Annotated in this window: 11 protein-coding genes and 1 tRNA gene; 6 read left to right on the top strand and 6 right to left on the bottom strand. The window is 60.7% G+C overall.

Annotated features, from left to right (window positions below; translation table 11 throughout):
- Positions 1 to 165 precede the first annotated feature (165 nt).
- Positions 166 to 543 carry a thioredoxin family protein gene (locus tag QOC89_RS11345; protein ID WP_323045102.1) on the top strand — a complete coding sequence of 126 codons (378 nt, stop codon included), beginning with the start codon at positions 166 to 168 and terminating at the stop codon, positions 541 to 543.
- 248 nt (positions 544 to 791) lie between these two features.
- Positions 792 to 3,470 carry a DNA topoisomerase III gene (locus QOC89_RS11340; protein ID WP_323045101.1) on the top strand — a complete coding sequence of 893 codons (2,679 nt, stop codon included), beginning with the start codon at positions 792 to 794 and terminating at the stop codon, positions 3,468 to 3,470.
- 153 nt (positions 3,471 to 3,623) lie between these two features.
- On the opposite strand, the gene QOC89_RS11335 is transcribed toward QOC89_RS11340, so the two are convergent.
- Positions 3,624 to 4,721, bottom strand: coding sequence for a LysR family transcriptional regulator (locus QOC89_RS11335; RefSeq protein ID WP_323045100.1), 1,098 nt, complete (start codon positions 4,719 to 4,721; stop codon positions 3,624 to 3,626).
- Positions 4,722 to 5,064: 343 nt separating this feature from the next.
- A complete protein-coding gene (locus QOC89_RS11330; RefSeq protein WP_323045099.1) occupies positions 5,065 to 6,933 on the bottom strand; it encodes a phosphoenolpyruvate carboxykinase (GTP) in 1,869 nt (622 codons plus the stop codon).
- Between the two features lie 377 nt (positions 6,934 to 7,310).
- Between QOC89_RS11330 and QOC89_RS11325 the strand changes: the two genes are divergently transcribed.
- Positions 7,311 to 8,324, top strand: coding sequence for a D-2-hydroxyacid dehydrogenase family protein (locus QOC89_RS11325; protein ID WP_323045098.1), 1,014 nt, complete (start codon positions 7,311 to 7,313; stop codon positions 8,322 to 8,324).
- Here QOC89_RS11325 and QOC89_RS11320 read toward each other — a convergent pair.
- The gene (locus QOC89_RS11320) at positions 8,321 to 9,208 is read right to left on the bottom strand and encodes a patatin-like phospholipase family protein (protein ID WP_323045097.1); all 888 of its coding nucleotides are present in this window, start codon (positions 9,206 to 9,208) and stop codon (positions 8,321 to 8,323) included. The two genes, QOC89_RS11325 and QOC89_RS11320, sit on opposite strands and share 4 nt — an antisense overlap.
- A 61-nt stretch (positions 9,209 to 9,269) precedes the next feature.
- On the bottom strand, positions 9,270 to 9,674 hold the full coding sequence (locus tag QOC89_RS11315; RefSeq protein WP_323045096.1) for a PaaI family thioesterase: 405 nt from the start codon (positions 9,672 to 9,674) through the stop codon (positions 9,270 to 9,272).
- A 203-nt stretch (positions 9,675 to 9,877) separates the two neighbouring features.
- Here QOC89_RS11315 and QOC89_RS11310 point away from each other — a divergent pair.
- The 3 genes from QOC89_RS11310 (at position 9,878) to QOC89_RS11300 (ending at position 11,396) form a co-directional block, all read left to right on the top strand.
- Positions 9,878 to 9,953 (top strand) — tRNA-Lys (locus QOC89_RS11310).
- A 96-nt stretch (positions 9,954 to 10,049) separates the two neighbouring features.
- The gene (locus QOC89_RS11305) at positions 10,050 to 10,562 is read left to right on the top strand and encodes a hypothetical protein (protein ID WP_323045095.1); all 513 of its coding nucleotides are present in this window, start codon (positions 10,050 to 10,052) and stop codon (positions 10,560 to 10,562) included.
- Between the two features lie 87 nt (positions 10,563 to 10,649).
- The gene (locus QOC89_RS11300) at positions 10,650 to 11,396 is read left to right on the top strand and encodes a UPF0149 family protein (protein ID WP_323045094.1); all 747 of its coding nucleotides are present in this window, start codon (positions 10,650 to 10,652) and stop codon (positions 11,394 to 11,396) included.
- A gap of 52 nt (positions 11,397 to 11,448) precedes the next feature.
- Here QOC89_RS11300 and QOC89_RS11295 read toward each other — a convergent pair whose 3' ends face one another.
- On the bottom strand, positions 11,449 to 12,243 hold the full coding sequence (locus QOC89_RS11295; RefSeq protein WP_323045093.1) for an ABC transporter substrate-binding protein: 795 nt from the start codon (positions 12,241 to 12,243) through the stop codon (positions 11,449 to 11,451).
- A gap of 197 nt (positions 12,244 to 12,440) precedes the next feature.
- Entirely contained in the window at positions 12,441 to 13,595 is a 1,155-nt protein-coding gene (locus QOC89_RS11290) for a pyridoxal phosphate-dependent aminotransferase (RefSeq protein ID WP_323045092.1), read from the bottom strand.
- Between the last annotated feature and the right edge of the window lie 155 nt (positions 13,596 to 13,750).

Raw genomic sequence — 13,750 nt, 5'->3', positions numbered from 1 at the left:
TTGCTGCAACTCGAACTCGCCGGTCAGGTAACGGCGCTGCCCGGCGGCCGCTTCATGCGAGCGACCCACAGCTGAACCCGCGTCGACCAGGGGTTGGCCACGATTTGCAATCCGCCATGCTACATTCGCGCCAAAGCACCTGACAAAAGTACGCAAGGAACCGACATGCCCGCGCTGAATCTCGACACCGACCAAGACCGGATCGCCGAGCGCGTCAACGAACCCGACACGCTGTTCGTTGCGTGCCTGTGCGCGGAATGGTGCGGGACCTGCCGTGACTATCGGGAAGCCTTCAATCGGCTGGCGGACAAGCATCCGGATATCTGTTTCGCATGGATCGACATCGAAACCCATGCGGACCGCTTCGACGATCTGGATGTCGAAAATTTCCCGACTATCCTGATCGAAGACTCGGTAACAACACGTTTTTTCGGCACGGTTTTGCCGCAGGCGGCGATCGTGGAGCGGATGTTGTCCGACCTGACCGCGGTGCCCGGCGTCAGCGGCGCGCCCAAACTGCGCCCCGCGCTGACCGTGGCGTGAATGTGGCAGCGCCCGCTAAACCTTGCGGCATGGGCGTTGCAAGCGGAGCGCGGTGCGTTTGCAACAGCTTGCTCAGTTACTGAGGGCGCAATTATCATGGCGCGCTTTTTATGGCACTTGACACGCCGCTCTTGCGGCGTGTGCTATAAAGCGGTCGTCATTGGGTCGCAAAGGTCGCAAACGAGGGTCGCGCTAATTTAAGCGCACTCACGGCCATCAACCCGGATCTACCAACCTCACATCGAGTCATGTCCAAAGCACTGATCATCGCCGAAAAGCCTTCCGTCGCGAACGACATCGCGAAGGCTTTGGGCGGCTTTACCAAGCATGACGAGTACTACGAAAGCGACGACTACGTGCTTTCCTCGGCAGTCGGCCATCTGCTGGAAATCGCTGCGCCCGAAGACTATGAAGTCAAGCGCGGCAAGTGGAGTTTCGCCAATCTGCCCGTCATCCCCCCGCATTTCGACCTCAATCCGATTGCCAAGAGCGAGTCGCGCCTGAAGGTGCTGACCAAGCTGCTCAAGCGCAAAGATGTCGACCGGCTGATCAATGCATGTGACGCGGGGCGCGAGGGCGAGCTGATTTTCCGCCTGATCGCGCAGCACGCGAAAGCCAGGCAACCGGTGCAGCGCCTGTGGCTGCAATCCATGACAGCCGGCTCGATCCGCGACGGCTTTGCCCGTCTGCGTAGCGACGAGGAAATGCAGCCGCTCGCCGATGCGGCGCGCTGCCGCTCGGAAGCGGACTGGCTGGTCGGCATTAACGGCACGCGCGCCATGACCGCGTTCAACAGCAAAGGCGGCGGCTTCTTCCTGACCACGGTCGGGCGGGTGCAGACGCCGACGCTGTCGATCGTCGTCGAACGTGAAGAAAAAATCCGCCGCTTCGTGCCGCGTGATTACTGGGAAGTGAAGGCGGAGTTCGTCTGTTCGGCCGGTTTCTACGAAGGCCGCTGGTTCGATCCGAAATTCAAACGCGACGAGTTCGATCCGGAAAAGCGTGACTCGCGTCTATGGGCGCTGCCCGCGGCTGAGACGATCGTCGCGGCTTGCCGTGGCCAGATCGGCACAGTAACGGAAGAGTCGAAGCCGTCCACGCAACTGTCGCCGGCGCTGTTCGACCTGACCAGCCTGCAGCGTGAAGCCAACGGCCGCTTCGGCTTCTCGGCCAAGAACACGCTCGGCCTCGCTCAGGCGCTGTATGAAAAACACAAGGTGCTGACCTATCCCCGTACCGACGCGCGCGCGTTGCCGGAAGACTATATGGATACGGTCAAGGAAACGCTGGGCATGCTCAAGGAGAGCAACAACTATCTCCCGTATGCCAAGCAGGTGCTGGACAAGGGCTGGGTCAAGCCGAACAAGCGCATCTTCGACAACTCGAAGATCAGCGACCACTTCGCAATCATCCCAACAGCGCAGGCGCCGAAGAATCTGTCCGAGCCGGAACAGAAGCTGTACGACCTGGTGGTGAAGCGTTTCCTCGCGGTGTTCTTCCCGGCCGCCGAATACAAGCTGACCACGCGGATCACGGAGGTGGTCGGCCATCACTTCAAGACCGAAGGCAAGGTGCTGGTCGAACCGGGCTGGCTGCAAGTCTATGGCCGCGAAATCAGCGGTGAAGACGCCAACCTCGTGCCGGTGCAGAAGGACGAGAAGGTCAAGACCGACAAGATCGCCGCCCAGCAACTGGTGACGAAACCGCCCGCACGCTACAACGAAGCAACCTTGCTGTCGGCCATGGAAGGCGCGGGCAAGCTGGTCGAAGACGACGAGTTGCGAGAAGCGATGGCAGCCAAGGGTCTCGGCACACCGGCCACGCGCGCCGCCATTATCGAAGGGCTGCTCGGCGAAAAATATCTGATCCGTGAAGGCCGCGATCTGATTCCAACCGCCAAGGCATTCCAGCTCATGACGCTGCTGCGCGGCCTCGGTGTGAAGGAGTTGACCGCACCGGAATTGACCGGCGAGTGGGAATACAAGCTTTCGCAGATGGAGCGCGGCAACCTGCCACGTGACGCGTTCATGCAGGAAATCGCCCGCATGACGCAGACCATCGTCAAGCGCGCGAAGGAATACGATTCCGACACGATCCCGGGCGACTACGCGACGTTGCAGACGCCGTGTCCGAATTGCGGCGGTCAGGTGAAGGAAAACTACCGGCGCTTCGCGTGCTCGAAGTGCGAGTTCTCGATTTCGAAGATTCCGGGCGGCCGTCAGTTCGAAATTCCGGAAGTCGAAGAGCTGTTGCAGAACAAAACGATCGGACCGCTCTCGGGTTTCCGCAGCAAGATGGGCCGCCCGTTCTCCGCGATCCTGAAGCTCTCGCTCGACGACGAGATCAAGAACTACAAGCTCGAGTTCGATTTCGGTCAGGATTCGGGCGGTGAAGACGGCGAACCGCCTGATTTCTCCGATCAACAAGCGGTTGGCGCGTGCCCGAAATGCAAGGGCCGCGTGTTCGAGCACGGCATGAGCTATGTCTGCGAGAACTCGGTTGCGAATCCGAAGACTTGCGACTTCCGCTCGGGCAAGGTGATTCTGCAGCAGGAAATCGCGCGTGAGCAGATGGCGAAATTGCTCGAAGAAGGGCGCACCGATCTGCTGACGAACTTCAAGTCGTCGCGCACCGGCCGCAACTTCAAGGCCTTCCTCGTCAAGCAGAACGACGGCAAGATCGGCTTCGAATTCGAGAAGAAAGAGCCGTCGGCCAAGACAGCAGCGAAGACCGCGGCGGCAAAGACAGCCGCCAAGGCAGCGCCGGAGTCGGATGACGAGGATACAGCGGTTGCCGTGAAGGCAGTCCCAGCTGCCAAAAAAGTAGCCGCTAAGAAAGCACCCGCGACCAAGACAGCGGCTACAAAGACAGCAGCGGCCAAGAAAGCCCCGGCCAGGAAGACGGCCGCACGCAAGACCGGTTCGTAATTCGGGCAGGTGGCCGGAAGAGCATTCAGCTTTTCGGCCGGCTTCGAGCCTTGCATGAGAAAAGGCGCAGTCACTTACGTGATTGCGCCTTTTTATTTGCCGGCCAGACTGCGCTTATCTCAAGCGCAGCCGTGCCATGCGTCGCCTCAACAGTTACAGCGGCGACAGAGCGGTAGGCCGTGGACGATTCGTCTTTGCCAACGTCTTCGGTACCGGCGACAACTCGCTATCCAGCAGCCGTGACAGCGGCTCAGCGCCATCGAAAGCTTCCGGCGGCATGTGATCCGCTGCGTCGAGCGCGGCGGACGTGGCGGGCCGTTCCAGACCGTCCTTGATCCACTGCTCGCCGAGCAGGCTATTCGGCGTCTGGCTGAAATGCTCGACCAGGTGATCGATGAACGTACGCACCTTGGCCGGCAAGTGACGGCGGCTCGGGTATGCGATATTGATCTCGACCTGCGGCAAGCGGAAATCGCCCAGCAGACGCACGAGCCTGCCGCGCGTCATGTCGCGGCCTATCAGATAGCTCGGCAAAATCGCGATGCCCATGCCGAGCAACGCGAACTGCCGCAGCATTTCCGTATAGTTCGCAACGATGACGTTGGACGGACGCACCCGCACCTCGCCTTCCGAACCCGTGAATACGCGCTCGTCGCCCCAATACTCGGACGGCAAGCTCAGGCACGGATGCTCGAGCAGATGCTCGGGACGCGTGGGCATGCCGTGCTTTTCCAGATACGCGGGCGTGGCGCACACCGTCATGCAGCCCGTGGTCAAACGCCGCGTGACAATGCTTGCGCTGCGCATCTGCCGTGTGACCACGACGCCCACGTCGAAACCTTCTTCGACCAGATCGACTTGACGGTCGACCAGCGTGACATCGGGAATGACTTTCGGATAGCGCTCCGCGTACGTCTGCAGGACGGGCGCGAGGTTATGCAACCCGAACACGACCGGTGCGACTATTCGCAACGTGCCGACGGGTTCGTGATTGCGCGCGACCACCATCTGCTCGACGTCTTCCAGTTCGTCGAGAATCTGGCGCGCGCGCTCGAGATACACCTGGCCGGATTCGGTCAGAGACAAGCTGCGGGTTGTGCGATTGAGCAGCCGCGTACCAAGACGGCCTTCGAGATCGGCAACGTGGCGGGTGGCAACTGCGTTGGAAATATCCATCGCGCTCGCAGCGCGGGCAAAACTGCCGAGATCCGCCACTTTGACGAAAACTCGCATCGACTGCAAATGATCCATAAGACAACTCCTGCCGTGTTACAGCTTCCTGACAATTAGTGAAAACCAGTGAAGCGAACTTGGAATTCTCCTACGACTCGCGAAATCGTGCAGAAGTTGCCCGCGATAGCGGAAATATTGTCGATATTTGTTCGACTGTGCTCCGGAGTGCGGTGCGCGACTCCCGATTGTTCCAATCGAAGAAACAATCTGCTGCACCGCAGCTTGCATCGACTTTTTGTTCGAACAGACGCAAAGATCACCCCAGCATTCTGAAATCAGCGAAGTCTGTAGTGCGGGGTCGGACCGGCCAAGAAAAAACCGCCCGAAGGCGGCTTTTCATGCGAAGTGAATGCTCACCTGATCAGGCGGCAAGCTTTCCTTCGAGCGCGAGTTTGGTCTGCGCCAACGCCGGCGGCAGGCCTTGCTGCAATGTGTCAAACAGCTCGGTATGTAGCGCGAGTTCGGCGCGCCAGGCCGCATCGTCCACGGAAATCACCTGCTGGAATTGCTCGCGGCTGAAATCCAGGCCACTCCAGTCGATGTCTTCGTAATGCGGCGATAGGCCGAACGCGTGCTCTTCACCTTGCGCCTTACCTTCAACGCGCCCGACCATCCAGCTCAGCACACGCATGTTCTCGCCGAAGCCCGGCCAGACGAACTTGCCGTCCGCGCCCTTGCGGAACCAGTTGACGCAGAAGATTTTTGGCAGCTTCGCGTTCAATTGTGCGAGGCGCTCGCCTGTTTTCAGCCAGTGGCCGAAGTAGTCGCTCATGTTGTAGCCGCAAAACGGCAGCATGGCGAACGGATCGCGGCGCACCACGCCCTGCTGTCCGGCAGCCGCCGCGGTTGTTTCCGAGCCCATGGTCGCGGCCATGTAGACGCCTTCAACCCAGTTGCGCGCTTCGGTGACGAGCGGCACGGTGGTCGAACGGCGGCCGCCGAAAATGAACGCGTCGATCGCGACGCCCGCCGGGTTCTCCCAGTCGGCATCGATCGACGGGCATTGCGAGGCCGGCGCCGTGAAGCGCGCGTTCGGGTGCGCGGCTTTCCGGCCGCTCCCCTTCGCGCTCGCCGGCGTCCAGTCCTTGCCTTGCCAGTCGATCAGGTGAGCCGGCGGCTCGTCGGTCATGCCCTCCCACCAGACGTCGCCGTCGTCTGTCAGAGCGACGTTCGTGAAGATGACGTTTTCCTTCAACGTGGCCATGGCATTGAAGTTGGTTTTTTCGCTCGTGCCCGGCGCGACGCCGAAGTAACCCGCCTCCGGGTTGATCGCGTACAGGCGGCCGTCCTTGCCCGGCTTGATCCACGCAATATCGTCGCCGATCGTGGAGATTTTCCAGCCGTTCAAGCCTTCCGGCGGAATCAGCATCGCGAAATTGGTCTTGCCGCACGCCGACGGGAACGCCGCCGCCACGTGATGCTTGCGCCCTTCCGGCGACGTCACGCCGAGAATCAGCATGTGCTCGGCGAGCCAGCCTTCGTCGCGACCCATCGTCGAAGCGATACGCAGCGCGAAGCACTTCTTGCCGAGCAGCGCATTGCCGCCGTAGCCCGAGCCGTAGCTCCAGATTTCGCGCGATTCCGGGAAATGGACGATGTATTTGGTCTCGTTGCACGGCCACGGCACGTCTTTCTCGCCGGCGGCGAGCGGCGCACCGACCGAATGCACGCACGGCACGAACTCGCCGTCTTCGCCCAGCACCTCGTACACCTTGCGGCCCATGCGCGTCATGATGCGCATGTTGGTCACCACGTACGGGCTGTCGCTCAACTCGACGCCGATATGCGCAATCGGCGAACCCAGCGGCCCCATCGAAAACGGCACGACGTACAGGGTGCGGCCGCGCATGGCGCCGTCGAACAGACCGTCGAGCGTCGCGCGCATCTCGGCCGGTTCGATCCAGTTATTGGTTGGCCCGGCGTCTTCACGACGCTGCGAGCAGATGTAGGTGCGGTCTTCGACACGCGCCACGTCCGACGGATCGGACCATGCCAGATAGGAATTGGGACGCTTGGCGGGATTGAGCTTCTTGAGGGTGCCGGCTTCGACCATCTGCGCGCATAGACGGTCGTATTCTTCCTGTGAACCGTCGCACCAGACGATTCGATCGGGCTTGGTCATGGCGGCAACCCGCTGGACCCAGTCGATCAGTTTTCGGTGCTTGACCCACGCGGGCGCCCCTGTGGACGCCTCATTGGTGGGCTGTCCTTCGAATGAGGGATGATTCATCGACCTGTCTCCGTTTTGAAAGCAATAGAAAAACGGTACAAGCCCACCGACGCTGCATGCGAGAGGCGTTCAATTCATCACGTCGACATTCCTGCAAGCCGGCGCGCAAAATGTGCAGGTCATATGGGCTACACAGCCCGTTGCGCGGAGGTTTTTGCCGACGGCTGTCTGCAACCGTCTGTAAAGCGGCTTGCCTCAACACGCAACAAACTGTTAAAAACGATGTCAATCGGCCTTGCCGTGGCGCCGCCGTTCTAAAGCGGCAGCTTCTACAGTAAGGCATTCAGCCAGACCGGCATGTGACCTGGGTCACATGGTGGGACAGTCAGCATAACACTCCGTTCCGCACCGATACGGTGCGTCGCAAGACACATACCATGAAGATTGCCATCCTCGACGATTACCAGGACGCTGTCCGCAAGCTCGACTGCTTTCAACTGCTGGCCGACCATGAGGTCAAGGTTTTCAACAACACCGTCCGCGGTCTCGGCCAACTGGCAAGCCGTCTTTCCGAAGTCGACGCCCTCGTCCTGATTCGCGAACGCACCCGCATCAGCTCGCAACTGCTCGACAAACTGCCGCGTTTGCGCATGATCAGCCAGACGGGCAAGGTTTCGAGCCATATCGATCTGGCGGCCTGTACCGAGCGCGGCATCGCCGTGCTGGAAGGCAGCGGCTCACCGATCGCACCCGCCGAACTGACGTGGGCTCTCATCATGGCGGCTCAGCGGCGGATTCCGCAATACGTAGCAAACCTTAAGCAAGGCGCCTGGCAGCAGTCGGGTTTGAAGACGTCGGCGCTGCCGCCGAACTTCGGTTTGGGCCAGGTGTTGCGCGGTCAGACGCTTGGAATCTGGGGTTACGGCAAGATCGGCCGGCTGCTTGCCGGATACGGCAAGGCCTTTGGCATGAACGTGCTGATCTGGGGTCGCGAGCATTCGCGTGAAGCGGCGCGCGCGGACGGCTATAGCGTGGCCGAAAGCCGTGAGGCACTGTTCGAGCAGAGCGACGTGCTGTCATTGCACCTGCGCCTGCACGACGACACACGCGGCATCGTCACACAGGAAGACCTGATGCGGATGAAGCCGACCGCGCTGCTCGTCAACACCAGCCGGGCCGAATTGCTCGAAGAAAACGCGCTGGTGACCGCGCTGTCGCACAACCGTCCCGGAATGGTCGCCATCGATGTCTACGAGAGCGAGCCGATTCTGCAGGGCTACAGCCTGCTGCGCATGGAGAATGTGATCTGCACGCCGCACATTGGCTACGTGGAGCGCGAGAGCTACGAGTTGTATTTCACCGCGGCATTCCAGAACATTCTGGCTTTCGACGCCGGCGATACAGCCAGCGTAGCGAATCCGGAAGCGTTGCAGGGCGGACGCCGGCGTTAATCCCTCAGCTCGCGCGTTTCGTGCGCGCCGGCTTCCAGCAGTTCGGGCACGCGGTTCAGAAAGACTTCTCCGTCGGCACGGCCGAGGTTGTACGCGTGCACCATCTGCGACGGACTCGTGTAGTCCCAACCCGAAATCGGCACCTTGCGCGACGGCTGCACGTAGAGCCGTTGCTGCACGCCGTGCGGCACGACGAACATTTGCGGCCGCGGATAAAGACGCGTCACCATCACCAGCACATTGCCCGGTGCGTCGGCATCGAGCGCGCCGACCGGCACGTTGTCGACCATCCCGCCGTCCAGCACCGGCCGGCCGTTGCGCCGCAGAACCGGTGTGAAGGGCGGCGTACTCGACGATTGCAGAATCAGATCGGCGAGGTCCTCGACCGTCGCGCAATCCTGCACACGCACGAATTCCGGATGAAAACCGAGCGTCTGACCGAGCGTCGGATGCAGCGTCTTACGCACATATTTCTCGATGTTGTACGCAATCAGCCCAGCGGCGACCGCGCTGCGCGCGCCGAGCCAACGAGGCAGATGCGACACGCCGATGCGGATCTCAGGCGCTTGCGCCAAGGTAGAAAACTTGGGGCCATAAATGTCGAGCAGTGCCTGCCGGTAGATCCGGTAATGCGGAAATACCGATTCGCCGCGCAGCAGATTGCCCCAGTACGCGTTGCGCGTGTTGTGGCGCAGCGCGTCTTCGTAATAGCGCATGACCCAGTCGGAATCGCGCGTATATAGCATGCACGCGGTGGCGGCACCGGCCGAAATGGCAGTGATGACGCGCGGACGAATAGCCAGCTCCGGCTGCACGACGTCCCAGAATCCCGCCTGCCACCAGCAGCGATTGCCGCCGCCGGCGAATACGACCTGATCGAACATCTTGGTTTTTCCCCTCTAATGCGATGTGCGAACCCGTTTTTCAGGCTTCGGGTCTCGGGTCTCAGTCGAGCAGCGCGTACGTGGTGGTGGCGTGGACAGCCATGTTGCCGGCTTCGTCGAATAACTCCACTTCGCCGAACACGAGATTGCGGCCCATGCGCAGCACGCGCGCGGTGATCAGCACATCGCCCTTGCGGACCGCGCGCATGAAATTGATGTTGAGCGACACCGTGCTCATGGGCTTGAAGCCGCCGAGCGCCGCGGAAATAGCGACGATCATGGCCGTGTCGGCGGCCGCCATGAAGACCTGCCCGCAGATCACGCCGCCGGCATGGCGCAGGCCGCCGGAAAACGGCAGACGCAGCGTTGCACTTTCTTCGTCGACCTTGACCGGGGTCAGCGTGAGCGCTCGAACCCACGGCGCGAGGATGCGGTCGAGCAACGCGATAATCTCTTTGTCATCCATGGCGGTCCCCGGTCGAAAGCCGCACGAGGCTTCGGGCGGCAAGTGTTCGCGACATAATACCGGGACGGCGAACCGCGCGCCCTTCCGGCGCTTGACTGCTCTCAGCGCGGATGCGAGGCCGCTGCACTTCCCAGATTTTTTCAGAAATCTGCTAAAGGGGGTTGGCAATCTCGGAAAGATTCGGCATAATTTCGCTTCTGTTTGGGGCGTTAGCTCAGTTGGTAGAGCAGCGGACTCTTAATCCGTAGGTCGAGTGTTCGAGTCACTCACGCCCCACCAAGTATTACGAAGCCCGGTTAGCGAAAGCTGACCGGGCTTTTTGCTTCCGCAGGTGCATTTCGATCAGTCTTTGGGAATCAGGCTTCTCCACATACCTTGAGCACGTTCATCAATGGCTTCGAAGGTGAGGGCCATCACTTCCAGCAACGCGGCGAGATGATCGTCCAGGTCCGCTGGTTCCATCAGCGCCCGTGGTATCAACACGCGGTGCCCTACGGGGCAGATGACTTCGGCGTGGAGTTCATGCTGGAAGGCAAGGTAATTTCGCTGGGCAAGGCTACCGTGGTTGGCGGTAAGGGCTCGGTTGATTCGGCAGATCTTGCGCGAGACATCGGCGCGCGCATGGCGGTGGAACTGGGGTTCACTCTCGGTATGGGCGTGAAGCCAACGTATCTCGATACGACCAACAACCTGGGTAAGGGCCTGGTGGGTACCCTTCCCACAGTGAACACCGCCATCGGCAGCGTTCTGGGCGCCGACGATGTGCGCCCGCGTGTTGAGCCTGCCACAGACGCCAACAACAACCTGCTACCGGCTATCGACGGTATCCAGCCCAATGAAATCCAGCCGATTACCGAGTCGCGTTTCATCGACTCAATGATGTTCTAAGGAAGATGCTGGGGTGTGTGGGCAAACCGACTCCGCATTCCCCGATAGACTACCAGGTTCCACGAATTGCAGTGCCGGAGCCTTGCTATGTCCAAATCAAAACTCAAGCCCGCCGACCTGGCCTCTCCTCTCTCCGAAAAAGAGTTCGACGAACTCGATGAATTTCTGATTTCCGACCTGACGTCGGAGGAGACCCTGACGATCATGGGCCTGGACGGATATCTAACCGCGATGGCTATCGGGCCGACCACCGTAGCGCCCAGTTACTGGCTACCGGGTGTGTGGGGACCCAGCGAGGATGACACGCCTGCGTTCGAATCAACGGAGCAGGCGCAGCACATTCTCGGGCTGATCTTGCGGCACATGAACGGCATCATTGCCGATCTGGAATCCGACCCGGATGGGTTCGTGCCGGTGTTTGGTGTCCACCGCATCGACGAAAGCGGCAGCGAATACATCGACGGCGAAGCGTGGGCAATGGGCTTCATGCAAGGCCTCATGCTCATCAGGCAGGACTGGCAAGCGCTGTTCGATAGCGAGCAGGGCCGGGAATGGCTGGAGCCGATTCGTCTGATGGGCGCACTGGATCTCACGCTGGAAGACGAAGAATTGATCGGCACGCCGGAACAGGACGAAGCCCTCACCAAACAGATCCCCGCCAGCGTCGCCGCGATCTATCGTTTCTGGCTTCCCCACCGCCAGGCCGTCTTCGAGCGCACCCTAGCCGCTATGGCCCAGCGCACCGAACCCAAAGTCGGCCGCAACGATCCGTGCCCTTGCGGCAGTGGCAAGAAATTCAAGAAATGCTGCGGCGCTGCGGCGACGCTTCATTGAAATTTCCTGAGCGTCGCCGCACAACATGGGCTCGCCGCGTACAGTCAGCAGGTTACTTCGCCGAGACGTCGATATTGCCGAGATACTTCGCGGCCAGTGTCTTCACCGTACCGTCGGCCTGGACCTTCGCGATCGCCGCGTTCAGCTGATCACGCAACGCGGTGTCGCCCTTGCGAATCCCATAAGCAATACCGCTGCCGAGAATCTTGTCATCGCGCACCGGCTGGCCGACGAACGCGTAGTCCTTGCCGCCAGGCTTGGACAGAAAACCCGTCTGCCCCGCCGGCGCAAGAACGAGCGTCGCATCGAGCCGACCCGCCACGAGATCCGTGTACACCTGGTTCTGATCCTGATACGGCACGACGGTGACGCCAGCCGGTTCCCAATGCGTCTTCGCAAAGGTTTCCTGAATCGAGGCCTGCAACACGCCAACGCGTTTGCCCTTCAACGATGCCGACGTCGGCAGCAAACCGCTGTCGCGCTTCGCGATCAACTGCGACGGCACGCGATACACGACGGTGGTGAAATCGATCGCCTGACGGCGCTGTTCGGTGGCGTTCATCGCCGAATTGATCGCGTCGAACTTGCGGCCCTGCAGTGCGGGAATCAAACCGTCGAACGACGTTTCGACCCATTTGCACGTCATATGCGCGGCGACGCATACGGCATTGCCGACGTCGATATCGAGACCTTGCAGTTCACCGTTCGGCCCTTTCGATTCGAACGGCGGATATTGCGCCTCGAGTCCGAAACGCAGCGTCGTGGCATCGGCGGCAATCGCGGCCGACGATGCGGCAATCGACGTGAATGCGCAGGCCAGCGCCAGCAGAGGCTTGAGCAATTTCATAACGTGTCCCTTTTCCTTCGATATTGTTGTAACGCAGCATGCAACGCGCTGATGCTTAACGAAACGACGCCACGGCGCGATGATCATACTGCGGTCAAAAATCCTGCCGGTTCGTGCTTGCGGCGAGCGAGAGCGGCCTTCTGCAATCGAGCCAGCTCTTCACGCGCTCGCCGCGAAAACCTCGCACAACCAGCCAATCAGATTTCGCACAAGCGCCGCGCGCCTTCGATCAAGGTCGCGTCGTCTTTCGAGAAGCTCAGGCGGATCAAGCCGGAATCCGTACCGTCGGTATAAAACGCCGACAGCGGGATCGTCGCGACACGCGCATCGCGAATCAGGCGCAGCACGAAATCGCTATCGCTTTCCTCGGAGAAACCGCGAAACCGCGCGAGCATGAAGAAGCTGCCTTCGCTCGGCAACAACTCGAAGCGCGAATCGCGCAGTGCATGCGCGAGCAGATCGCGCTTCTTCTGATAGAACGCGGACAGGCCGAGATAGCTCTCGCGATTGGCCAACGCATCGACGAACGCGTACTGCATCGGTGTATCGGCAGAAAACACCATGAACTGATGGACTTTGCGAATCTCGTCCATCAGCGCGGCGGGCGCGAGGCAATAGCCGACGCGCCAACCGGTCACGTGATACGACTTGCCGAACGACGACACGATCACGCTGCGCTCCGCAAGCTCGGCGTCGCAGGCCATGCTCTGATGTTTGGCGCCGTCGAACACCACGTGTTCGTAGACTTCGTCGGCAAGGATCACGATGTCGGTGTTGCGCGTCACAGCTTTCAGACGCGCGATGTCGGCTTCGCTGAACACGGTCGCGGTCGGATTGTGCGGGGTGTTGATGATGATCATGCGCGTCTTCGGCGTGATCGCGGCGGCGACCTCGTCCCAGTTCACGCGGAAATCGCTCAGCGACAGTTTGATCGGGATCGGCGTCGCGCCTTGCAGGCGAACGATCGGGCCATAGCTATCGAATGACGGCTCGAAATAAATCACTTCATCGCCCGGATGCACCAGAGCGCTGATCGTCGAATACAGACCTTCGCTGGCGCTCGCGATCACGGTGACTTCGCTCGACGGATCGTAGTGCACGCCGTATAGCGTCTCGACCTTGTCGGCGAGCGCTTCGCGCAGCGTAGCGATGCCGGCCATCGGCGCGTACTGGTTATGACCGGCGCGCATGGCTTGCGCGACACCGTCGACCAGTTTCGCGTCCGGCGCGAAATTCGGCGCGCCTTGCGACAGATTCAGCGCATCGTGTTGCGCGGCCAGTTGGCCGATCACGGTAAAAATCGTCGTGCCTACGTCAGGCAGTTTCGAGCGGGCTTGCGTGGCGCTCTGCATAAGACCTTCTCCCTTTCTCCATCCGGCAGCGGATTCGCGGATCGCCATCGGCGCGGCGGTCCCATCCGGTTCGATGATTAGGCATCAGCCAAAGAACGGTCACAATCGAAACTTTGTCATGCGCGGCATGCGTTTACGTCATGGCTTGCGCAATG

It is taken from the genome of Paraburkholderia sp., from assembly GCF_034668105.1.
Lineage (GTDB): Bacteria > Pseudomonadota > Gammaproteobacteria > Burkholderiales > Burkholderiaceae > Paraburkholderia.
This window is presented reverse-complemented; position numbering and strand designations above follow the sequence as displayed.

Excerpts from the sequence above, each read along its gene's own strand:
- QOC89_RS11345 (WP_323045102.1), top strand. The coding sequence starts at position 166 with ATGCCCGCGCTGAATCTCGACACCGACCAAGACCGGATCGCCGAGCGC.
- QOC89_RS11340 (WP_323045101.1), top strand. The coding sequence starts at position 792 with ATGTCCAAAGCACTGATCATCGCCGAAAAGCCTTCCGTCGCGAACGAC.
- QOC89_RS11335 (WP_323045100.1), bottom strand. The coding sequence starts at position 4,721 with ATGGATCATTTGCAGTCGATGCGAGTTTTCGTCAAAGTGGCGGATCTC.
- QOC89_RS11330 (WP_323045099.1), bottom strand. The coding sequence starts at position 6,933 with ATGAATCATCCCTCATTCGAAGGACAGCCCACCAATGAGGCGTCCACA.
- QOC89_RS11325 (WP_323045098.1), top strand. The coding sequence starts at position 7,311 with ATGAAGATTGCCATCCTCGACGATTACCAGGACGCTGTCCGCAAGCTC.
- QOC89_RS11320 (WP_323045097.1), bottom strand. The coding sequence starts at position 9,208 with ATGTTCGATCAGGTCGTATTCGCCGGCGGCGGCAATCGCTGCTGGTGG.
- QOC89_RS11315 (WP_323045096.1), bottom strand. The coding sequence starts at position 9,674 with ATGGATGACAAAGAGATTATCGCGTTGCTCGACCGCATCCTCGCGCCG.
- QOC89_RS11300 (WP_323045094.1), top strand. The coding sequence starts at position 10,650 with ATGTCCAAATCAAAACTCAAGCCCGCCGACCTGGCCTCTCCTCTCTCC.
- QOC89_RS11295 (WP_323045093.1), bottom strand. The coding sequence starts at position 12,243 with ATGAAATTGCTCAAGCCTCTGCTGGCGCTGGCCTGCGCATTCACGTCG.
- QOC89_RS11290 (WP_323045092.1), bottom strand. The coding sequence starts at position 13,595 with ATGCAGAGCGCCACGCAAGCCCGCTCGAAACTGCCTGACGTAGGCACG.